The sequence below is a fragment of the Actinoplanes sp. G11-F43 genome (genome assembly GCF_050589265.1).
Classification (GTDB): domain Bacteria; phylum Actinomycetota; class Actinomycetes; order Mycobacteriales; family Micromonosporaceae; genus Actinoplanes.
Window position 1 is genome coordinate 345,667 of sequence record NZ_JBNZCE010000005.1, and the last position, 17,043, is coordinate 362,709.

A 17,043-nucleotide genomic window follows, 5' to 3' on the forward strand; every position below is an offset into this window, starting at 1 on the left:
AGCTGGCCGGGAGCGGCGATTGCCGCGTGGGCTGAAAGACCGAGATCAGTCGGTGGACAGGCGGGCGTGTAGGTGCATGTCGTGCCAGCCGTCCATGTGCCGGGCCTCACTGCGTTTGGTTCCCTCGGCGGGGAATCCGGAGCGTTCGGCGACCCGGCAGGAGGCGGGGTTGGCGGTCGAGTGGCTCAGTTCGAGGCGGTGCAGGCCGAGTGTGGTGAAGGACCAGCCGGCCAGTGCGGTCAGCGCGTGTGGGGCGAGTCGCCGGCCGCGGGCGGACGGAAGTACCCAGTAGGAGATCGAGGCGATGCCCTCGTACAGATCGATCCGGCGGAGGCCGATCTGACCGGCGACCCGGCCGTCGTGCAGGATCGCCCAGCTGGCCGCGGTTTCCGACTGCCAGCGATCGGCCCAGCGGGCGATCCATGCGGTGGCCTCGGTGTCGTTCATGCTCACGCAGTGCCATCGCTGGATAGCCGGGTCGGCGAAACCGCTGACGACGGCTGCCCGGTCCGTGGACGCCCACGGCCGCAGCGCCACGCCGTCTCCAGTGATCTCCGGCTGAGCCCGGCCGGACATCGAACCCGCCGCCAGCGCGGCCGTCGTCAACAGAGGCATCCTGCGACTCTAGGCCCACGCAAGCAGAGCCTCACGGAAGCAGAGCCTCACGGAAGCAGAGCCTCACGGAAGCAGAGCCTCACGGAAGCAGAGTGCCTCACGCGAGCAGAGCCTCATGCGAGCAGCGGCCCGCGCAAAGCAGGGCGGCAGCAAACACGAAGGGCGAGGGCGAGCGGCGGCCGGGCGCGGGGCGAGGGCGAGCGGCGGCCGGGCGCGGGGCGAGGGCGAGCGGCGGCCGGGCGCGGGGCGAGGGCGAGCGGCAGCGGGGCACGGAGCGAGGGCGAGAGGTGAGGACAAGCGGCGGCGGGCGAGCGGCGAGAGACAGCGGGTCAGGGCGAGGAGTGAAGGGAACGGGACGAGGCCGAGGGGAGGAGAGGACGGGCGGCGAAGGCGCCGGGGAGGGTGCTTCAGGGGTCGACGGATTTGTCCTTCTCCGGGTGGTGGTAAGCGATGTGTTCCGGCGGGAGCGGGAAGCTCAGGTCTTCGCCGAACGGTGAGAGGCCACCCTGCGTCGGTGCCAGCAGCTCCGCGATGTCCATGTGGCCGTCGGGGCCGACGGGTGCGCCTTCGGGGAGGCGGGCGCTGGACATCGGTGGATTGACGACGGGCACGGAAGCGGAGGAACCGGGCGCGGAGGAACCGAACCTGGAAACGGAGGAGCCGGGACCGGAAGCCGTGGACGCGCCGCGGGAAACAGCGGAACCGGGGCCGGAAACCGAGGACGTGCCGCGGGAAACGGCGGGCGCGGCACCGGAGATGGCGGACGTTCCGTGCGGAACGGAGGACGCGGTGCCGGGAGGCGAGGTGGAGGAGGTGGAAGGGGTGAGGCCGGGGACGGAGGAGGACTCCAGCTGATCGCGGCGGAAGATCTTGCGGCCCAGCCAGACGAGCGGGTCGTAGCGTCTGTCGACGACGCGCTCCTTCATCGGGATGATCGCGTTGTCGGTGATTTTGATGTGTTCGGGGCAGACCTCGGTGCAGCACTTGGTGATGTTGCAATAGCCGAGACCCTGGCCGGCCTGGGCGTACTCCTTGCGGTCGTCGCGGGCGTCGAGTGGGTGCATGTCCAGTTCCGCGGCCCGGATGAAGGAGCGCGGGCCGGAGAACGCCGGCTTGTTGTCGTCATGGTCGCGGATCACGTGGCAGGTGTTCTGGCAGAGGAAGCACTCGATGCACTTGCGGAACTCCTGGCTGCGTTCCACATCGACCTGCTGCATCCGGTACTCGCCGGGCGCGACACCGGCCGGCGGCGCGAACGCCGGGGTCTCCCGGGCCTTCTGGTAGTTGAAGGACACGTCGGTGACCAGGTCACGGATGACGGGGAAGGTGCGGATCGGGGTGATGGTGATCGTCTCGTCGGAGGCGAAGGTCGACATCCGGGTCATGCAGCCGAGACGCGGCTTGCCGTTGATCTCCATCGAGCAGGAGCCGCACTTGCCGGCTTTGCAGTTCCACCGGCAGGCCAGATCGGGCGCCTGGGTGGCCTGCAACCGGTGGATGATGTCGAGGACCACCTCGCCCTCGTTCACCTCGACGTCGAAGTCGCGCAGGTCGCCGCCGGACGCGTCGCCGCGCCAGACACGGAAGTGGCGTCTCACTCTTCCTCCATCTCGGCCAGTTCCTCGTCGGTCAGGTATTTGGCCAGTTCACCGCGTTCGAAGAGATCGAGCAGTTCGGCACGCATGGCCGGGACGGGTTTGCGTTCCAGGTGGACGGTGTCGGATCCGTCGAGTGAGCAGACCAGGTTGATCCGGCGCCAGGCCGGGTCCATCGCCGGGAAGTCCTCCCGGGTGTGGCCGCCGCGGGACTCCTCACGTTCGAGTGCGGCGCGGGCCGTGCACTCCGAGACGACCAGCATGTTGCGCAGGTCGAGGGCCAGGTGCCAGCCGGGGTTGTACCGCCGTCCGCCGTCCGCGCCGACGTTGGCGACCCGGGCGCGCAGTTCGTGGAGCCGTTTGAGCGCGTCGGACAGTTCGCCTTCCCGCCGGATGATCCCGACCAGGTCACCCATCACCGTCTGCAGGTCCTGCTGAAGGGTGTAGGGGTTCTCCCCGGCCGTACGGACGAGGGGTGCGAGGGCGACCTCGACCGCCGCGGCGACGTCGACCTTCACGGGTTTGGGTCGTTCCGGGAGGCTGTCCACATAGGCGGAGGCGTGTTCGCCGGCTCGTTTGCCGAAGACGAGCAGGTCGGAGAGGGAGTTGCCGCCGAGCCGGTTGGAGCCGTGCATGCCGCCGGAGACCTCACCGGCGGCGAACAGGCCCTGCACCCGCCCGAGGGCCGCGCCGGTGTCCGGTTCGACTTCGACGCCGCCCATCACGTAGTGGCAGGTGGGCCCGACCTCCATCGGTTCCTTGGTGATGTCGACGTCGGCGAGTTCCTTGAACTGGTGGTGCATGGACGGCAGCCGCCGGATGATCTGCTCGGCCGGCATGCGTGTCGACACGTCCAGGAAGACACCGCCGGCGGGGCTGCCCCGGCCGGCTTTGACCTCGCTGTTGATGGCCCGGGCCACCTCGTCGCGGGGCAGTAGTTCGGGTGGGCGCCGGTTGTTGTCGGGATCGGTGTACCAGCGGTCGGCTTCCTCTTCGGTCTCCGCGTACTGCTTGCGGAAGACGTCCGGCACGTAGTCGAACATGAACCGCTTGTTGTCGGAGTTGCGCAGCACCCCGCCGTCGCCGCGGACCGATTCGGTGACCAGGATGCCTTTGACGCTGGGCGGCCACACCATGCCGGTCGGGTGGAACTGGAGGAACTCCATGTTGATCAGGGTGGCTCCGGCGCGCAGGGCGAGCGCGTGGCCGTCGCCGGTGTACTCCCAGGAGTTCGAGGTGACCTTGTAGCTGCGCCCGACCCCGCCGGTGGCGAGCACCACGGCGGGGGCTTCGAGGAGCAGGAAGTCGCCGGATTCCCGGTAGTAGCCGAACGCCCCGGCCACCCGGTCGCCGTTGAGCATCAGCTCGGTGATGGTGGTTTCCTGAAAGACCCGGATCCGTGATTCGTACGATCCGGTCTCGGCCCAGTCCTCCTGCTGCAACGAGACGATCTTCTGTTGCAGGGTGCGGATCAGTTCGAGTCCGGTCCGGTCGCCGACGTGGGCGAGCCGTGGATATTCGTGGCCACCGAAGTTCCGTTGGGAGATCTTTCCGTCTTTCGTACGGTCGAACAGGGCCCCGTACGTCTCCAGTTCCCAGATCCGCTCGGGCGCCTCTTTGGCGTGCAGTTCGGCCATCCGGAAGTTGTTCAGGAACTTGCCGCCGCGCATGGTGTCCCGGAAGTGGACCATCCAGTTGTCGCGCGAGTTGACGTTGCCCATCGCGGCCGCCGCGCCACCTTCGGCCATCACCGTGTGGGCCTTGCCGAACAGGGATTTCGAGATGATCGCGGTGCGTTTTCCGGCGAGCCGGGCCTCGATGGCCGCGCGTAGTCCGGCCCCACCGGCTCCGATGACGACGACGTCGTACAGGTGGCGCTCGATCTGGGTGTTCATGCCGCCGCCTCTCAGTTGACGAATCGCAGGTCGGTGAACCATTCGGCGGCGAGACCCATGATGTAGAAGTCGGTCAGTGCCAGGGTGCCGAGGGTGATCCAGGCGAGCTGCATGTGGCGGGCGTTGAGCATGGAGACGAACGTCCAGAGCCGGTAGCGCACCGGGTGCCGGGAGAAGTGCTTCATCCGGCCGCCGATGATGTGCCGGCAGGAGTGGCAGGAAACGGTGTACGCCCAGAGCATGAGCACGTTGGCCCAGAGGATCAGGTTGCCCAGTCCGAGTCCGGTGGTCTGCGCGTGGACCGCGTCCCAGGTGTTGATCACCGAGATGACGACGGCGGCGTAGAAGGCCCACCGGTGCGCGTTCTGGAAGATCAGCGGGAAGCGGGTCTCGCCGGAGTAGGTCTTGTGCCCGTCCGGCACCGCGCAGGCCGGCGGCGAGAGCCAGAACGCCCGGTAGTACGCCTTCCGGTAGTAGTAGCAGGTCAACCGGAAGAGCAGCAGGAACGGCAGGGTGAACGCCGCTTCCGGGATGAGGGGGAAGCTCGGTAGGGGAGTGCCGAACTCGGCCGCCGGACCGCAGATGTCGGTCAGGCAGGGCGAGTAGAACGGCGTCAGATAGAGGTACTCCTCCACGAAGAACCACTGGTGCATGAACACCCGGACGGTCGCGTAGGTGACCCACGCGCCCAGTCCGACAAAGGTCACCAGCGGGGCGAGCCACCATCGGTCGGTGCGCAGCGTCCGCGCGGTGATCGCCGCCCGCGCCCGGCCGCCGCCGCCCGGCCTCGTTGCCGTCGTCATTCCATCTCCTGACAGTGCCGTGTGCAGGGTCGCGGCACGGCGGGGTCAGGACACAGTGGTGCCCCACCCACCGTCGCGTCGCGACAGTGATGTGGGGCACACGTTACGCCGAAGGGCGGGATGAGTCACAAAAAGACCATCCCGAGTTTCAAAGGCGATCACCAATGAGGTAAAGGATCATCCGGAGGCGTTGCCGGTGATGTTCCACTCGGCCAGATGCAGGGCCGGTGCGGCGTACCGGGCACGCCCCCACGACTCCGGCAACAGCACCGTCTCGGCGCCGATCCCGAGCACCCGCCCCGGGCCCAGCGCCCGCGGATAGGACTGGGTGAACCGCAGGTTGCTCACCGCCGAGACCACCTCGCCGTCCTCCACCAGCCACACCCCGTTGCGGGTCAGGCCGGTGATGACGAGCGCTTTCGGGTCGAGCACCCGGGTGTACCACAGATCGGTGATCAGCAGCCCGCGCCGCATCGTGGCGACAAGCGGCCGGGCCGACTCGGCGATCGCACCGGTCCCGCCGGAGCCCGGTGCCGCACCCGGCACCGCCGCCGCCTCCAGCCGCAGATGGCTCGCGTGCGGGCCCCACGACCGGGACACCGCCGAACCGTGCCCGGTCGACTCGGTGCCGGCCTGCCCCGCCGACGTCCGGTCGTGCGTGACCGCTCTCGTCACCCCATCACAGACCAGCACCAGCGGACGGCGTGGCGTGCCCTCCTCGTCGAAGGCCAGGTCACCGGCCGGTTCGTCGCGGCTGCCCAGCGGGTCGTCCACGATGGTCACCGACGGGTCGAACTGCTCCGCCCCCAGCTCGGCGAAACTCTGCTGCTGGTGGTGGGCCCGGCCGTCGAAGCCGAAATACGCGAAGTTCTGCAGGATGTCGGAGACCGCGTCCGGCTCCAGCACCACCTCGTAGTGTCCCGGCGGCAGCTCGGCCGGAGCGCCGGCCGCCCGCGCCTTCGCCGCCGCCCGCGCGCCGAGCACCCCGCCGTCCAGATCGGCCAGCCGGGCGGCCGCCAGCCGGGCCACCCCGTCCGCCTCGCCGGTCCGGGCCACCCCGTCCATCGCCGCCTCCGCGGCCCGGCCCTCCACCGCCTGACCGGCGCTGTTGGCGAACGCCGCGGATACATAGACGGTACGGCAGTACCCGGCCGTCTCCAGCCCGCCGGCCGCCCGGACGAAGTCCCGCACCCGCTCCGCCCGCTCGGCCGGATCGGCCCGCGCGGTCGCCTCGTCGAACCCGAACGCCAGCCCGGACCGCTCACCCGACCCCGGATGCCCGGCGGACAGCCGCAGCGGCGCGGGTGGCGCCAGCCCCGGCCACGACCGGTCGGCCGGGCTCACCCGGGCCGCCGCCACGGTCCGCTCGACCAGGGCGCGCAGCCCGTCCGCGCCGATCACGGTGGTGGAGCCGCCCACCGTCCGGCCGTCCACATGCAACCGCAGCCGTACGCCGGTGGTCGCGTCGGCCACGTTCTGGTGGATCGCCGAGTTGGCGAACCGGGTCAGGGCCAGCGCCTCGTGCCGCACGTTGACCTCGGCCTCGGCCGACCGCCCGGCCACCTCCCGGACCAGCTCGATCACCCTGGCGGCGAGTTCCAGCTCGCTGCCCGCCCGGCCGCTCATCCCCGCACCCCCACCCGCACGTCGCTGAACCGGGCCGGAGCCGCGGGATGCCCGGTGTGCCCGATCTGGCCGGGCTGGCCCTTGCCGCAGTTCGGCGTCCCCCACGCGACCGTCTCGCCGGAGAGCATGTCCATCGACTGCCAGAACCGCGGACCGATCCCGGTGTACGTGGGATTGCGCAGCATCCGGCCCAGCCGGCCGTTCTTGATCTCGTACCCGATCTCGCACCCGAACTGGAAGTTCAGCCGCCGGTCGTCGATCGACCAGGACCGGTTGATGTCCATGAACACCCCGTCGTCGGTGGCCGCGATGATCTCGTCGAGGGTGTGCGGCCCCGGTTCCAGCCCGACGTTCGTCATCCGGACCATCGGCAGTCGCGACCAGCCGTCCGACCGGACACTGCCCGCGTAGTCCAGCCCGGCGACCGCCGCCGAGTCCCGCCCGGCCAGCACCCCCACCCAGAGCCCGTCCCGGACCGCGAACCGTTTTGCCGCCGCCGTGCCCTCGTCGTCGAAACCGAAGCTGCCCAGCGCGCCCGGGAACGTCGGATCGATGCTGATGTTCATCAGGTCCGACCCGTACCGCAGGGATCCGAGCCTGCTCAGATCCAGCCAGCTCGTCCCGGCGAACGCGGCCTCCCACCCGAGGATCCGGTCCAGTTCGATCGCGTGGCCCACCGACTCGTGGATCTGCAGGGCCAGCTGCTCACCGCCGAGCACCAGGTTCGTCTCGGTGGACGGGCAGAGCGGCGCGGTCAGCAGCGCCCGCGCCTCCTCGGCCATCCGCGGCGCGTTGCCCACCAGGTCGATCTCGTCGATCAGCTCCCAGCCCCGGGTGCCGAACTGGCCCCGATGCGACGGCCAGGACCGCCGCTGCACCTCGCCGTCGCCGATCGCGATCGCGGTGACACCCGCGCCGCACTCCCGGATGTGCTGGTCGATGCGGTGGCCCTCACTGGAGACGAACCACTTGCGGGTGTCCCACGCCGCGTAGTTGGCCTCGGCCGTGTCGGCGCCCGCGTCCTTCGCCGCCCGGGTCGCCCTGACCAGCAGGTCACCCTTGTCGGAGAGCGGCACCCCGAGCGGATCGATCACGCAGTCGGAGGCCCAGCTCGCCGTCACCGCCCGGGCCGGCACCAGCTCGGCCGGCGGACCCGGGACCGCGGCACTGGCGGCGGCGATCTTCGCGGCGCGCCTCCCGGCCGCCCCGGCGGACCTTTCATCCAGCTCCGGTACGGCGTAGAAACCCCAGCTCGAACCGACCAGCGCCCGGACACCCAGCCCGGCGCTCTCGTCGAACCCGAGATCCTCGACGTCGCCGTCCCGCGCTGACATGGTCTCGCTGCGCCGCACCATCACCCGGGCGTCGGCATATCTCGCGCCCGCGTCGAGCGCGGCCCGCACAGCCGCCCCCGCCTCCTCGAAGTGGCTCATGCACCCGACCCTATGCGCCGAACCCGCCCTTTACCGGGGCGGCACCAGATCCGCCGGATCGATGGTCACGACGACCGGTTCGGTGAGCACCAGTGGCCGGCCGGGGAAAGCTGTCGCGTGTTCCCGGTATCTGTCGCCGTCCAGGCGGTGGAGGCCGAACGTCGCGGTCCTCGGCTCGATCAGCAGGTACCAGGGAATGCCGGCCTCCGCGTAGTAGTGCATCTTGAGGACCCGGTCGGTGGCCGCGTTCGACGGGGAGAGGATCTCGCACACCAGGAGCACATCGGACGAGTCGATGACCAGCTCCCAGAGGTCGATCCGATCGGTGATCACGATGTCGGGAATGGGGATCCGATCCGTGCCGACCCGGACGTTGACCGCCGCGAGGACATGGAGATCCTTCGGTTCGGCCGTGGGTTGCAGGATGCCGGTCAGCCTCGTGGAGATGTGCTGATGGATCGGCAGAGGACAGGGGCTCACGTGCAGGCTCCCGTCGAAAAGCTCGATGCGCTCGGGCGTTTCGACGATGGCCAGGAACTCCGCCTCGGTCCAGTGATGGTTGTCGAGATGAAGGGTTGTCGTCATGGCGTCGTCTCCCGTGTTGTCGCGGTCAGACGGTCGTGCATCATCTGGTCGCATATCAACCCCTCACGAGACTACTCACCCATTCAGGAAGGTTAACTCCTCCTCGAAGGTGAGGGCACGCCGTGACGGGAATCCGGGCAGTTCGGCACCGACCAGGAGGACGTCCTCGGACACCCCCGCCTCGGCCAGCCCGTGATGGGCGTAGACGTCGGACGCGTCGGACCGGTCGCCCAGGTAACGCTCGGCCACGGCGGCCGGCACCTCCGCCCAGTCCACCACCGGCTGATGCGCGACGGCCCGACGAAAGACCTCCGGACGCTTGAGTACGGCCATCGCCGCCAGCCACCCGCCCAGCCCCTCCCCGTGGACCGAGACCCGGCCCAGATCCAGATCCGGGTGCTTACCACGCAACGTGCGCAACGCGTCCACCTGGTCGGCGAGCACCACGTCGGCGAGCCGCCGGTGCACCGCCTTCTCGAAGCTGGGCGCCACTCCCGGCGTACCGCGGGAATCGATGCTGACGACGGCGAAGCCGGAGTCGGCCCACCGCCGCCGCGACGCCCACGCCGACGGGTCCGCCAGGACCTGCTGCCAGCCGGGCCCGGAACCCATGGTGACCAGCACCGGAAGCGGGGTGCCCGGGACGTGCCCGGCGGGGTAGAGGACTCCGGTGGGAAGCCGCCGGTCGGTGACCCGTTCCAGGATCGGCCCGGGGGAGAGGACCGGCGCCGGCGCCGGGGCGCGCAGGGTGAACTCCCGCGACCCGTGCCACACCCGGTTGCCCACGACGAGCACGTCCCCGCCGACCTGCACCTGATCGTTCCCGGTCAGCACCGTGATCTGCTGCACCTCCGGACCGCCACCGCTCAGCGACGAGCGGACCCGGAACACCTGTCGCACCGACGGGTCGCCCATGCTGCCCTCGACGATCAGGTCGGGTGATCCGGCCGTCCCGTCGGCGCGCGGCAGTGTCCCGGCGACCCGTCGCACGTACAACCCGGGCGGGGTGAGCAGTGACCCGTCGGCGAACAGGCAGCGGGCGTCGAATCCGTCGTGGGCCAGCTCGCCGCCGACCAGGACCCGGCCGTCCGGCAGATGCCGTGGGGTGCCCGGGATCGGCTCCACCCAGCGGGCGTCGGCGAGTTCGGCGTGCACCTGCGTCTCCCCGGTGCGCGGGTCGATGGACAGGACCAGGCCGTGCTGCTGCATCCGGCGCAGCACGGTGATCAGCGGGCCGCCGCCGATCCAGCGCACCTGGGCCAGATGCGGATAGGTCTCCCGGTCCCAGTGCACGTCGACCCAGCCCCCGTCGAGGTCGAGCAGGTGCAGGCTGACCGTCCGGGCGCTGCGGACCGCGAGGATCTGGCGGCCGTCCGGGGACCACCACCAGCCGCGGGTACGCCCGAACTCCTCCGCCCCGGCCCCCGGCACCCCCCAGGCGATCGTCCCGCCGTGCTCGCGCCAGGCGTTGCCCGGTTCGCCGGCCAGCAGCTGCTCCCCGGCCGGGCCGGTGACGTGCAGGGACGCGGCCCCACCCGGGTCGGTGAGGTAGCCGATCGACAGCCCTCGCGGGTCGGGCCGGGCGTCGTGGACCGGGCCGGACGTCGGCACCCGGGTGACACCGCCGTCCCGCAGGTCGGCGCGGAACAGCTCGCCACCACGGACCAGGGCGGCGACCCGGGCGTCCCGATCGACGGCGTACGCGTCGACCGGTCCACCGTCGACCCGGCGCTCCACCGCATCGGCGAGGTCGAGCAGCCAGAGCTCCGACGAGCGGAGGAAGACGACACGGGCACTGTCGGCGCCGGCGGTCACGGCGTACGGGTACTCCACGCTCCCAGCATCGCCGACCGGGGCGACTCGCGCCGGGTAAACCGCGGGCTGGTGAGGGGAGATCGTCGGTGGTCGCGCGTACAGTATCGGCCGTGACTGAGAAGCTGCCCGCCCGCCGCCTCCTGCTGGTCCACGCCCACCCCGACGACGAGGTCATCGGCACCGGGGCGACGATGGCGCACTACGTCTCCGACGGCGCCCACGTGACTCTGGTCACCTGCACGCTGGGCGAGGAGGGTGAGATCCACGTCCCGGCGCTGGAGCGGCTCGGTGCCGCGCACTCCGACCAGCTCGGCGGTTACCGCCTGGTCGAGTGGGAGCGGGCGTGCGCCGCCCTGGGTGTCACCGACCACCGGATGCTCGGCGGGGTGGGCCGCTACCGGGACTCCGGGATGATGGGCCTGCCGACCAACGAGCACCCCCGGGCGTTCTGGGGCGCCGACCTGGACGAGGCGGCCGCCCACCTGGTCGAGATCATCCGTGAGGTCCGCCCACAGGTGATGATCACCTACGACGAGAACGGGTTCTACGGTCACCCCGACCACATCCAGGCGCACCGGGTCGCGATGCGGGCCGCCGAGCTGGCCGGCGAGGACGGCCCGGAGAAGATCTACTGGACCGCGATGCCGGTGAGCGTGCTGCGCGACGGCATGGAGGCCTTCCGGGAGTCCGGCGACAACCCGTTCGCCGAGGTGGAGAAGGTGGAGGATCTGCCGTTCGGCACGCCGGACGAGGAGATCGCGGCCCGGATGGACGGCACCGACCACTACGCGAAGAAGACCGCGGCGATGCGCGCGCACGCCACCCAGATCCCGGACAACTCCTGGCTGTACGGGATCGCCGGCGACTTCGGCGGCGAATTCATGGGCGTGGAGTACTTCACGCTCGTCAAGGGCGAGCGCGGCCCCGGCTCGGGACCGTTCGGCTGGGAGTCCGACCTGTTCAGCGGGCTGGACGTGGCCGGCGGATGACCGGCCTGGAGACCGTCCCGCCGGAGCCGGAGGTGGCCCGCCGCGAGCCGTGGGCCGGGTGGGACGGGGTCATCTCCGGCGCTGGGATCGTGGTGTCGATCCTGGCCACCGTGGTCACCGCCTACATCGAGCTGGCGCTGACCACGCTGCGGACCGGCGCGCTGACCGCGGTGCTGAACGGGGACTCGCCGTTCACCGGCTCCGGCGCCGCGGTGCCGGTGTCCGTCCCGCTGGCGATCGTGGCCAACCTGGTGATCGCCTGGTTCGCGGTGACCACCACCGGCAAGAACTGGGCGATGGGTCCGCCGTGGGCGCTGTGGACGCTGATCATGCTGATGGCGGCCGGCTCCCGCAGCGCCGAGGGCGACTACATGCTGTCCGGGGACAACTGGGTGGCCCTGGTGGTGATCCTGGCCGGGAGCGTCACGTTCGCCGGTTACTCGTACAAACTGCTCCTCAAACCGCCGACTGTCAGCCGACTCTCAGGCGGCGTCGAGTAATCCCCGCGCACCATCCGCGAAGATGACCGGGAGATCGAGCACCGCCGGTGTGGCGGGCGTTACGATCCCGGCCACGATATTCGCGGTGAGCACTTCTTCCTGGAGGACGAGATGAGGCAGCAGCGCTGGTTCCGGATCACGGCGCTGGCGGTCGCCCTGTTCGCGGTCAATGTGATCGCCCGGCTGGTGATCCGTTTCAGTGACGACAGTGCCGACGGCGGCGCCTCGGGCCTCGCCTCGATCGCCATGTTCACGGTGATCGCGCTGATCCTGGGGGTTCTGACCTTCCTCCGCTCGCAGCGGGTCAAGCCGAGTGCGTGGCTGCCCGACGTCGGGTTCGGCGCGCTCGCCGGGATGGCCCTGATCGTCCTGGTGGGACCGTTCGTCAGCGGGGACGGCCCGTTCGAGGGTGGGGCCGGCAACTTCTTCGCGCAGATCTGGCTCTTCATCGGCTGCGCGGGCGCCGGCGGCCTGATCGGTTACTGGGTGGCCGTGATGCTGGGCCGCGACTACCGCTCCCGCGCGCTGAAGGCGTTCACCCAGGCCCGCTCCGACCGCCCGCGCCGGGTCGTCGGCCGCCGCTGACCCGCGTGCCGGCTTCCGCCCCGCTCCGCCCCGAAAGTCACCACGCAGGCCCGATCAGCAAACCGTGTGGTCAGTTGTGGTGCGGTTTGCGCCGGTAGGCGGCACGTGGGGGCGGTCGGTCAACCGTGTGGTCAGTTGTGGTGCGGATTGCGCCGGTAGGCGGCACGCGCTAGCGCGGCGCCTCCCGCGTCAGGTAGGTGTGGTGGGTGCTGAACCCGAGCCGGCCGTAGAGCGCCACGGCCGGTGTATTCCGCTCCTCCACCTGCAGATAGGCGCGGGCGGCACCATGCTGGGCGGCCCACTGCGCCAGCGCCCGCACCACATGCCGGCCGAGGCCCCGGCGGCGCGCGGCCGGGGCGGTCTGCAGCAGCGACACGCCGAGCCAGCGATCAGTTCCGGTCACCGCACCCCGGGCCACGGCGAGCAGGTCACCGTCCGCGTCACGGACATGCGCGAAGACCCTTTCCGGTACGCCGGTCAGCACGCTGATCGCGGAGGCCGGCAGGGTGCCCTTGTGTTCGGCCACCATCGCGTACCAGTCGTCACCCGGCGAGTCGGCCAGATCGACCGGCGGCAGATCGGGCCGGGCCGGGGTGGCCAGCATCGGGGCCAGCACCGCGGTCTGCACCAGGGTCAGCGGCCGGGTGCCCCAGCCGCGCTGATCGAGGGCCGCGTTGACCGGTGCGGCCAGCGGCATCGGCGCGTTGACCAGCGGCTGCTGCCCGCGCTCGCGGTACCACTTCGCCACCGCGTCGATGGCCGCCTCCAGCGGGCGGTCCGGATCGCCGACGGCCAGCGCCGAGTTGGCCCGGCCGGTCCAGTTGTCCGCGGCCCGCAGGATCCACCCGCCGAGCCGGGCCCGCACCGGGGCCGGCCACGCGTCGTCGGCGGCGTGTTCCAGGGCGATCACCGCGGCGGCGTGCGGGCGGCGGGCCGGTGGCACCCGTTTGGCCCGGTGCACCTCGCTGAGCGGAACCCGCAGCGTGCCCTTGGCGGTGGCGATGGTGAGTTCGGTCTCGGAGAGGTCGACTAGCTCACCCAGCGCATCCGTGAAGAGCGTGCGGTCCCCGGTTACGCCTACAATTCGCCGTACCACCACCCGGTGTCCCACATCCTGCTGTCGGAGCACGTAATACCTCCCTAGGCGGGAATACTAGGCTCTGCAATTTGTCGTCGGCGGTTCCCGCGGCGTGGCTTTGAAGGGAAAGACCAGTGACCTACATCATCGCTGAGCCCTGCCTCGATGTTCTCGACAAGGCATGCATCGAGGAGTGCCCGGTCGACTGCATCTACGAGGGCAACCGGATGCTCTACATCCACCCCGATGAGTGCGTCGACTGCGGGGCCTGCGAGCCGGTCTGCCCGGTGGAGGCGATCTTCTACGAGGACGACGTCCCGGAGCAGTGGAAGGACTACACCAACGCGAACTACGAGTTCTTCGAGGACCTCGGGTCGCCCGGTGGCGCCTCCAAGGTCGGCAAGATCGACAAGGACGCGACCTTCATCATCGCCCAGCCGCCGCGCGGGGACGCACACTGAGCGCCCTGTCGTCGGCCCTGCCGGACTTCCCCTGGGACCTGCTGGAGCCGGCCAAGGCCATCGCCCGGGCCCATCCGGACGGCATCGTGGACCTGTCGGTCGGCACCCCTGTCGACTCGGTTCCGGAGACCGTCCGGCGGGCCCTGGGCGCGGCGGACGACTCGCCCGGCTATCCGCTGACCGCCGGCACCCCGGCGTTGCGGGCCGCGATCGCGGGCTGGCTGGCCCGGGAGTGCGGCGCCTCCGGTGAGCTGGGGGTGCTGCCCACGATCGGCTCCAAGGAGCTGGTCGCGTGGCTGCCCACACTGCTCGGGGTCGGGCCCGGCGACGTGGTGGTCATCCCGCAGGTCTGCTACCCGACGTATGAGGTGGGCGCCAAGCTGGCCGGCGCCGAGGTGATCCGCAGCGACTCGCTCACCGCGATCGGCCCGGACCGCCGGGTCAAGCTGATCTGGATCAACTCGCCGTCCAACCCGACCGGCCGGGTGCTGCCGGCCGAGCACCTGCGCAAGGTGGTCGCTTGGGGCCGCGAGCGCGGCGTCACGGTGGTCAGCGACGAGTGTTACGTCTCACTCGGCTGGGACACCACGCCCGTCTCGGTGCTCTCCGACGAGGTCACCGGCGGCGACTACACCGGTGTGCTGGCCGTGCACTCGCTCTCCAAGCGCTCCAATCTGGCCGGTTACCGGGCCGGGTTCGTCGGCGGCGACCCGGCGATCGTCGCCGAGCTGCTCGCCGTCCGCAAACACGCCGGCATGATCGTGCCGGCCCCGGTGCAGGCGGCCATGGTCGCCGCGCTGACCGACGAGGCGCACGTGGCCGAGCAGCGCGCCCGCTACGCCGCCCGTCGGGACACGCTGCGGTCCGCCCTGGTCAAGGCTGGTTTCGAGATCAGCTGCTCGGAGGCCGGCCTCTACCTGTGGGCGACCCGCGACGAGGACTGCTGGGTCACCGTGGACCGGCTCGCCCGGCACGGCATCCTGGCCGCGCCGGGCGCGTTCTACGGCCCGGCCGCCGCGAAACACGTGCGGATCGCCATGACCGCCACCGACGAGCGGGTGGCGGCCGCGGCCGACCGCCTCGCCACCTTCTAGAAGGGTGTCCGCCGTGGACCAGACCGTCATCAGCGTCCACGGCGAGGCACGCCGTGAGGTGCCCCCGGAGCAGGCCGTCTTCTCGGTCTCGGTGAGCGCCCGGGACCGGGAGAAGACCGCGGTGGTCGCGCGGCTCACCCGCCGCGCGGCCGAGGTCGATCAGATCCTGGACCGATTCGGTACGGCCGTCGAACGGCGCGAGACCAGTGGAGTCCAGGTCTACCCGGAGTTCAGACGGCGCGGCGGCGAGAAGGCGGCGTCCTATTCAGGATCGGTCACCACCACTGTCACCGTCACCGACTTCGAGCCGCTCGGCGACCTGCTGGCCCAGCTGGCGTCCGGCGAACTGACCTCGATCTCCGGCCCGTGGTGGCAGCTGCGGCCGGGCAGCCGGGCCGGCGCGGACGTGCGGCGCGACGCCGTCACCGACGCCCTGGACCGAGCCCGGGTGTACGCCGCGGCGGTCGGCTCCGAGCTGGACCGGATCATCGAGATCGCCGACCCGGAGGCCGGCGGTGGCGGCGGCCATCCGATGATGCGGGCCATGGCGTTCGACGCCGGTGGGGCCGAGGAGTCCGCTGCCGCGTTCGACCTGCACCCCCAGGAGCAGACCGTGGAGGCCCGGGTGCTGCTGCGGGTGGCTGTGACCGAGCCGACCGTGCTGCGGGGCTGATCCGGCGTTTCCCCACCGAACGGGTGGTGGGTCGGCAAGACTCGCAGCATGCGCAAGGGCCTCGGGAACCTGCTGCTGCGAGTGGCGAACGTGAATCCCCGAAGTGTGAACACCCACTCCGACCGGGTCCTGTACCGGTCCATCGGCATGTTCATCCTGCTGTACTTCGTCTACGCCACGGTCGGTGGCGCCGCCTTCATCGACGCCAGCTCCGGCTACACCCATCCCTGGTACCAGTGGCTGGTCGGGCCGCTGGTCGCCACCGGCGTGGTCGCCTACGACCGGGCCGTCGTCGGCCGGGTCACCGTCAGCTACGAGCGGCTGGAGTCCGCCGACCCCCGGCACCTGCTGCGCAAGCCCACCGCCGGGCTCTACCTGGGCCGGCTCGGCCTGGCCCTGCTCTTCGCCATCGTGATCACCGAGCCGTTGATGCTGTCCCGGTACCGCGGCGAGATCGACGCCCACCTGGCCCGGGTGCACAGTGCCCAGATCAGTGACCTGGACGCGTCCGGAGCCGTCGCCGGCTACACCGCCCGGCTCGCCGAACTACGCCGGGAGAACACCGCCGACGACGCGGCCGTACGCCGGATCAGCGACCGGGCCGCCGAGAAGCGCGAGGACGCCCGGCTGATGTACCGGCAGGCCCTCGACGACTCGGCCGGCAACGGCGTCACCCGCAGCCCCGGATGCCCCAGCGGCGGATACTGCCACAACCTGGTCCGCCAGTCCCGCTCCCTCGGCGACCAGGCCGCCGCACTCGACCAGCAGGCCGCCGACCTGCAACGCGACCAGCGGGAGGCGCGCGCCGCCCGGGCCGCCGAACAGGCCCGCCTCGCCGAGGTGATCACCACCCAGCGGGCCGAGAACGCCGAGGTCGTCCGGGGCGACTCCGGCTTCGGGGCCCGTACCGCCGCGATGTGGTTCTTGATCCGCAGTGACGTCTGGGGAGTCGGCGTCTTCTACCTCGGGATCGCGCTGCTGCTGGTCGCCCTGGACTGTGCGGCGATCGGGCTCAAACTGGTGTCCCGGGGCAACGCCTACGAACGCTCCGAGGCCCGCGCCGCCCGGCTCCGCGAACACGAGGCGTCCCTGCTGCACGAGCGGGAGATCCACGACGCGAGGACGTACGGCGACGCCACCGCCAAGGTGATCGCCGACGGTATCGAGGCGGCCAGCCACGACAGCCGGCTCACCAGTGCCGCCACCGACCGGGCCCGGCATGTGCTGCACGAGGCGGTGGTCGTCGACCCGGCCCACATCGAGCACCCGATCCCGAGACACCGCCTCAACGTGTGA

Annotated in this window: 15 protein-coding genes and 1 pseudogene; 7 read left to right on the plus strand and 9 right to left on the minus strand. The window is 70.9% G+C overall.

Features of this window, described 5'->3' with window-relative positions; all coding sequences use genetic code 11:
• Positions 1–45: 45 nt before the first annotated feature.
• The 8 genes and pseudogenes from ACQ0O7_RS06765 to ACQ0O7_RS06800 all read right to left on the minus strand — a co-directional run bounded on the left by ACQ0O7_RS06765 (position 46) and on the right by ACQ0O7_RS06800 (position 10,385).
• A complete protein-coding gene (locus tag ACQ0O7_RS06765) occupies positions 46–615 on the minus strand; it encodes a GNAT family N-acetyltransferase (protein WP_430780882.1) in 570 nt (189 codons plus the stop codon).
• A 782-nt stretch (positions 616–1,397) separates the two neighbouring features.
• Positions 1,398–2,213: pseudogene (locus ACQ0O7_RS06770) on the minus strand (succinate dehydrogenase/fumarate reductase iron-sulfur subunit); the annotation flags it as partial.
• Positions 2,210–4,105, minus strand: a complete 1,896-nt coding sequence (locus ACQ0O7_RS06775) for a fumarate reductase/succinate dehydrogenase flavoprotein subunit (protein ID WP_430780883.1) — start codon at positions 4,103–4,105, stop codon at positions 2,210–2,212. The gene ACQ0O7_RS06775 and the pseudogene ACQ0O7_RS06770, both read right to left, overlap by 4 nt.
• An 11-nt stretch (positions 4,106–4,116) precedes the next feature.
• Positions 4,117–4,908: a hypothetical protein gene (locus tag ACQ0O7_RS06780; RefSeq protein WP_430780884.1), complete on the minus strand. Its 792-nt coding sequence runs from the start codon at positions 4,906–4,908 to the stop codon at positions 4,117–4,119.
• A gap of 177 nt (positions 4,909–5,085) precedes the next feature.
• Positions 5,086–6,534 (minus strand): TldD/PmbA family protein, encoded by a 1,449-nt coding sequence (locus ACQ0O7_RS06785; RefSeq protein ID WP_430780885.1) that lies wholly within the window; start codon positions 6,532–6,534, stop codon positions 5,086–5,088.
• Entirely contained in the window at positions 6,531–7,967 is a 1,437-nt protein-coding gene (locus ACQ0O7_RS06790) for a TldD/PmbA family protein (RefSeq protein ID WP_430780886.1), read from the minus strand. Before ACQ0O7_RS06790 ends, ACQ0O7_RS06785 begins: the two co-directional genes overlap by 4 nt.
• A gap of 30 nt (positions 7,968–7,997) precedes the next feature.
• Positions 7,998–8,552 (minus strand): Uma2 family endonuclease, encoded by a 555-nt coding sequence (locus ACQ0O7_RS06795; RefSeq protein WP_430780887.1) that lies wholly within the window; start codon positions 8,550–8,552, stop codon positions 7,998–8,000.
• Positions 8,553–8,627: 75 nt separating this feature from the next.
• Positions 8,628–10,385: a prolyl oligopeptidase family serine peptidase gene (locus ACQ0O7_RS06800; RefSeq protein WP_430780888.1), complete on the minus strand. Its 1,758-nt coding sequence runs from the start codon at positions 10,383–10,385 to the stop codon at positions 8,628–8,630.
• A gap of 92 nt (positions 10,386–10,477) precedes the next feature.
• Here ACQ0O7_RS06800 and mshB point away from each other — a divergent pair, with 92 nt between their 5' ends.
• The 3 genes from mshB (at position 10,478) to ACQ0O7_RS06815 (ending at position 12,441) form a co-directional block, all read left to right on the plus strand.
• Positions 10,478–11,356, plus strand: coding sequence for an N-acetyl-1-D-myo-inositol-2-amino-2-deoxy-alpha-D-glucopyranoside deacetylase (gene mshB, locus ACQ0O7_RS06805; RefSeq protein WP_430780889.1), 879 nt, complete (start codon positions 10,478–10,480; stop codon positions 11,354–11,356).
• Positions 11,353–11,856: a hypothetical protein gene (locus ACQ0O7_RS06810; RefSeq protein ID WP_430780890.1), complete on the plus strand. Its 504-nt coding sequence runs from the start codon at positions 11,353–11,355 to the stop codon at positions 11,854–11,856. The genes mshB and ACQ0O7_RS06810 overlap by 4 nt, the downstream gene beginning before the upstream one ends.
• Before the next feature lie 111 nt (positions 11,857–11,967).
• On the plus strand, positions 11,968–12,441 hold the full coding sequence (locus ACQ0O7_RS06815; RefSeq protein WP_430780891.1) for a hypothetical protein: 474 nt from the start codon (positions 11,968–11,970) through the stop codon (positions 12,439–12,441).
• Between the two features lie 169 nt (positions 12,442–12,610).
• Here ACQ0O7_RS06815 and ACQ0O7_RS06820 read toward each other — a convergent pair whose 3' ends face one another.
• A complete protein-coding gene (locus ACQ0O7_RS06820) occupies positions 12,611–13,570 on the minus strand; it encodes a GNAT family N-acetyltransferase (RefSeq protein WP_430780892.1) in 960 nt (319 codons plus the stop codon).
• Between the two features lie 83 nt (positions 13,571–13,653).
• On the opposite strand from ACQ0O7_RS06820, the gene fdxA reads away from it, so the two are divergent.
• The 4 genes from fdxA to ACQ0O7_RS06840 are packed head-to-tail and all read left to right on the plus strand — an operon-like array spanning position 13,654 to position 17,043.
• Positions 13,654–13,980, plus strand: coding sequence for a ferredoxin (fdxA, locus tag ACQ0O7_RS06825; protein ID WP_092552691.1), 327 nt, complete (start codon positions 13,654–13,656; stop codon positions 13,978–13,980).
• On the plus strand, positions 13,977–15,074 hold the full coding sequence (gene dapC / locus ACQ0O7_RS06830) for a succinyldiaminopimelate transaminase (protein ID WP_430780996.1): 1,098 nt from the start codon (positions 13,977–13,979) through the stop codon (positions 15,072–15,074). Before fdxA ends, dapC begins: the two co-directional genes overlap by 4 nt.
• A 13-nt stretch (positions 15,075–15,087) precedes the next feature.
• Entirely contained in the window at positions 15,088–15,747 is a 660-nt protein-coding gene (locus tag ACQ0O7_RS06835) for an SIMPL domain-containing protein (protein WP_430780893.1), read from the plus strand.
• A 48-nt stretch (positions 15,748–15,795) separates the two neighbouring features.
• Positions 15,796–17,043: a DUF4407 domain-containing protein gene (locus ACQ0O7_RS06840; protein WP_430780894.1), complete on the plus strand. Its 1,248-nt coding sequence runs from the start codon at positions 15,796–15,798 to the stop codon at positions 17,041–17,043.

Excerpts from the sequence above, each read along its gene's own strand:
- ACQ0O7_RS06765 (WP_430780882.1), bottom strand. The coding sequence starts at position 615 with ATGCCTCTGTTGACGACGGCCGCGCTGGCGGCGGGTTCGATGTCCGGC.
- ACQ0O7_RS06810 (WP_430780890.1), top strand. The coding sequence starts at position 11,353 with ATGACCGGCCTGGAGACCGTCCCGCCGGAGCCGGAGGTGGCCCGCCGC.
- ACQ0O7_RS06775 (WP_430780883.1), bottom strand. The coding sequence starts at position 4,105 with ATGAACACCCAGATCGAGCGCCACCTGTACGACGTCGTCGTCATCGGA.
- ACQ0O7_RS06790 (WP_430780886.1), bottom strand. The coding sequence starts at position 7,967 with ATGAGCCACTTCGAGGAGGCGGGGGCGGCTGTGCGGGCCGCGCTCGAC.
- ACQ0O7_RS06815 (WP_430780891.1), top strand. The coding sequence starts at position 11,968 with ATGAGGCAGCAGCGCTGGTTCCGGATCACGGCGCTGGCGGTCGCCCTG.
- ACQ0O7_RS06785 (WP_430780885.1), bottom strand. The coding sequence starts at position 6,534 with ATGAGCGGCCGGGCGGGCAGCGAGCTGGAACTCGCCGCCAGGGTGATC.
- ACQ0O7_RS06795 (WP_430780887.1), bottom strand. The coding sequence starts at position 8,552 with ATGACGACAACCCTTCATCTCGACAACCATCACTGGACCGAGGCGGAG.
- ACQ0O7_RS06840 (WP_430780894.1), top strand. The coding sequence starts at position 15,796 with ATGCGCAAGGGCCTCGGGAACCTGCTGCTGCGAGTGGCGAACGTGAAT.
- ACQ0O7_RS06780 (WP_430780884.1), bottom strand. The coding sequence starts at position 4,908 with ATGACGACGGCAACGAGGCCGGGCGGCGGCGGCCGGGCGCGGGCGGCG.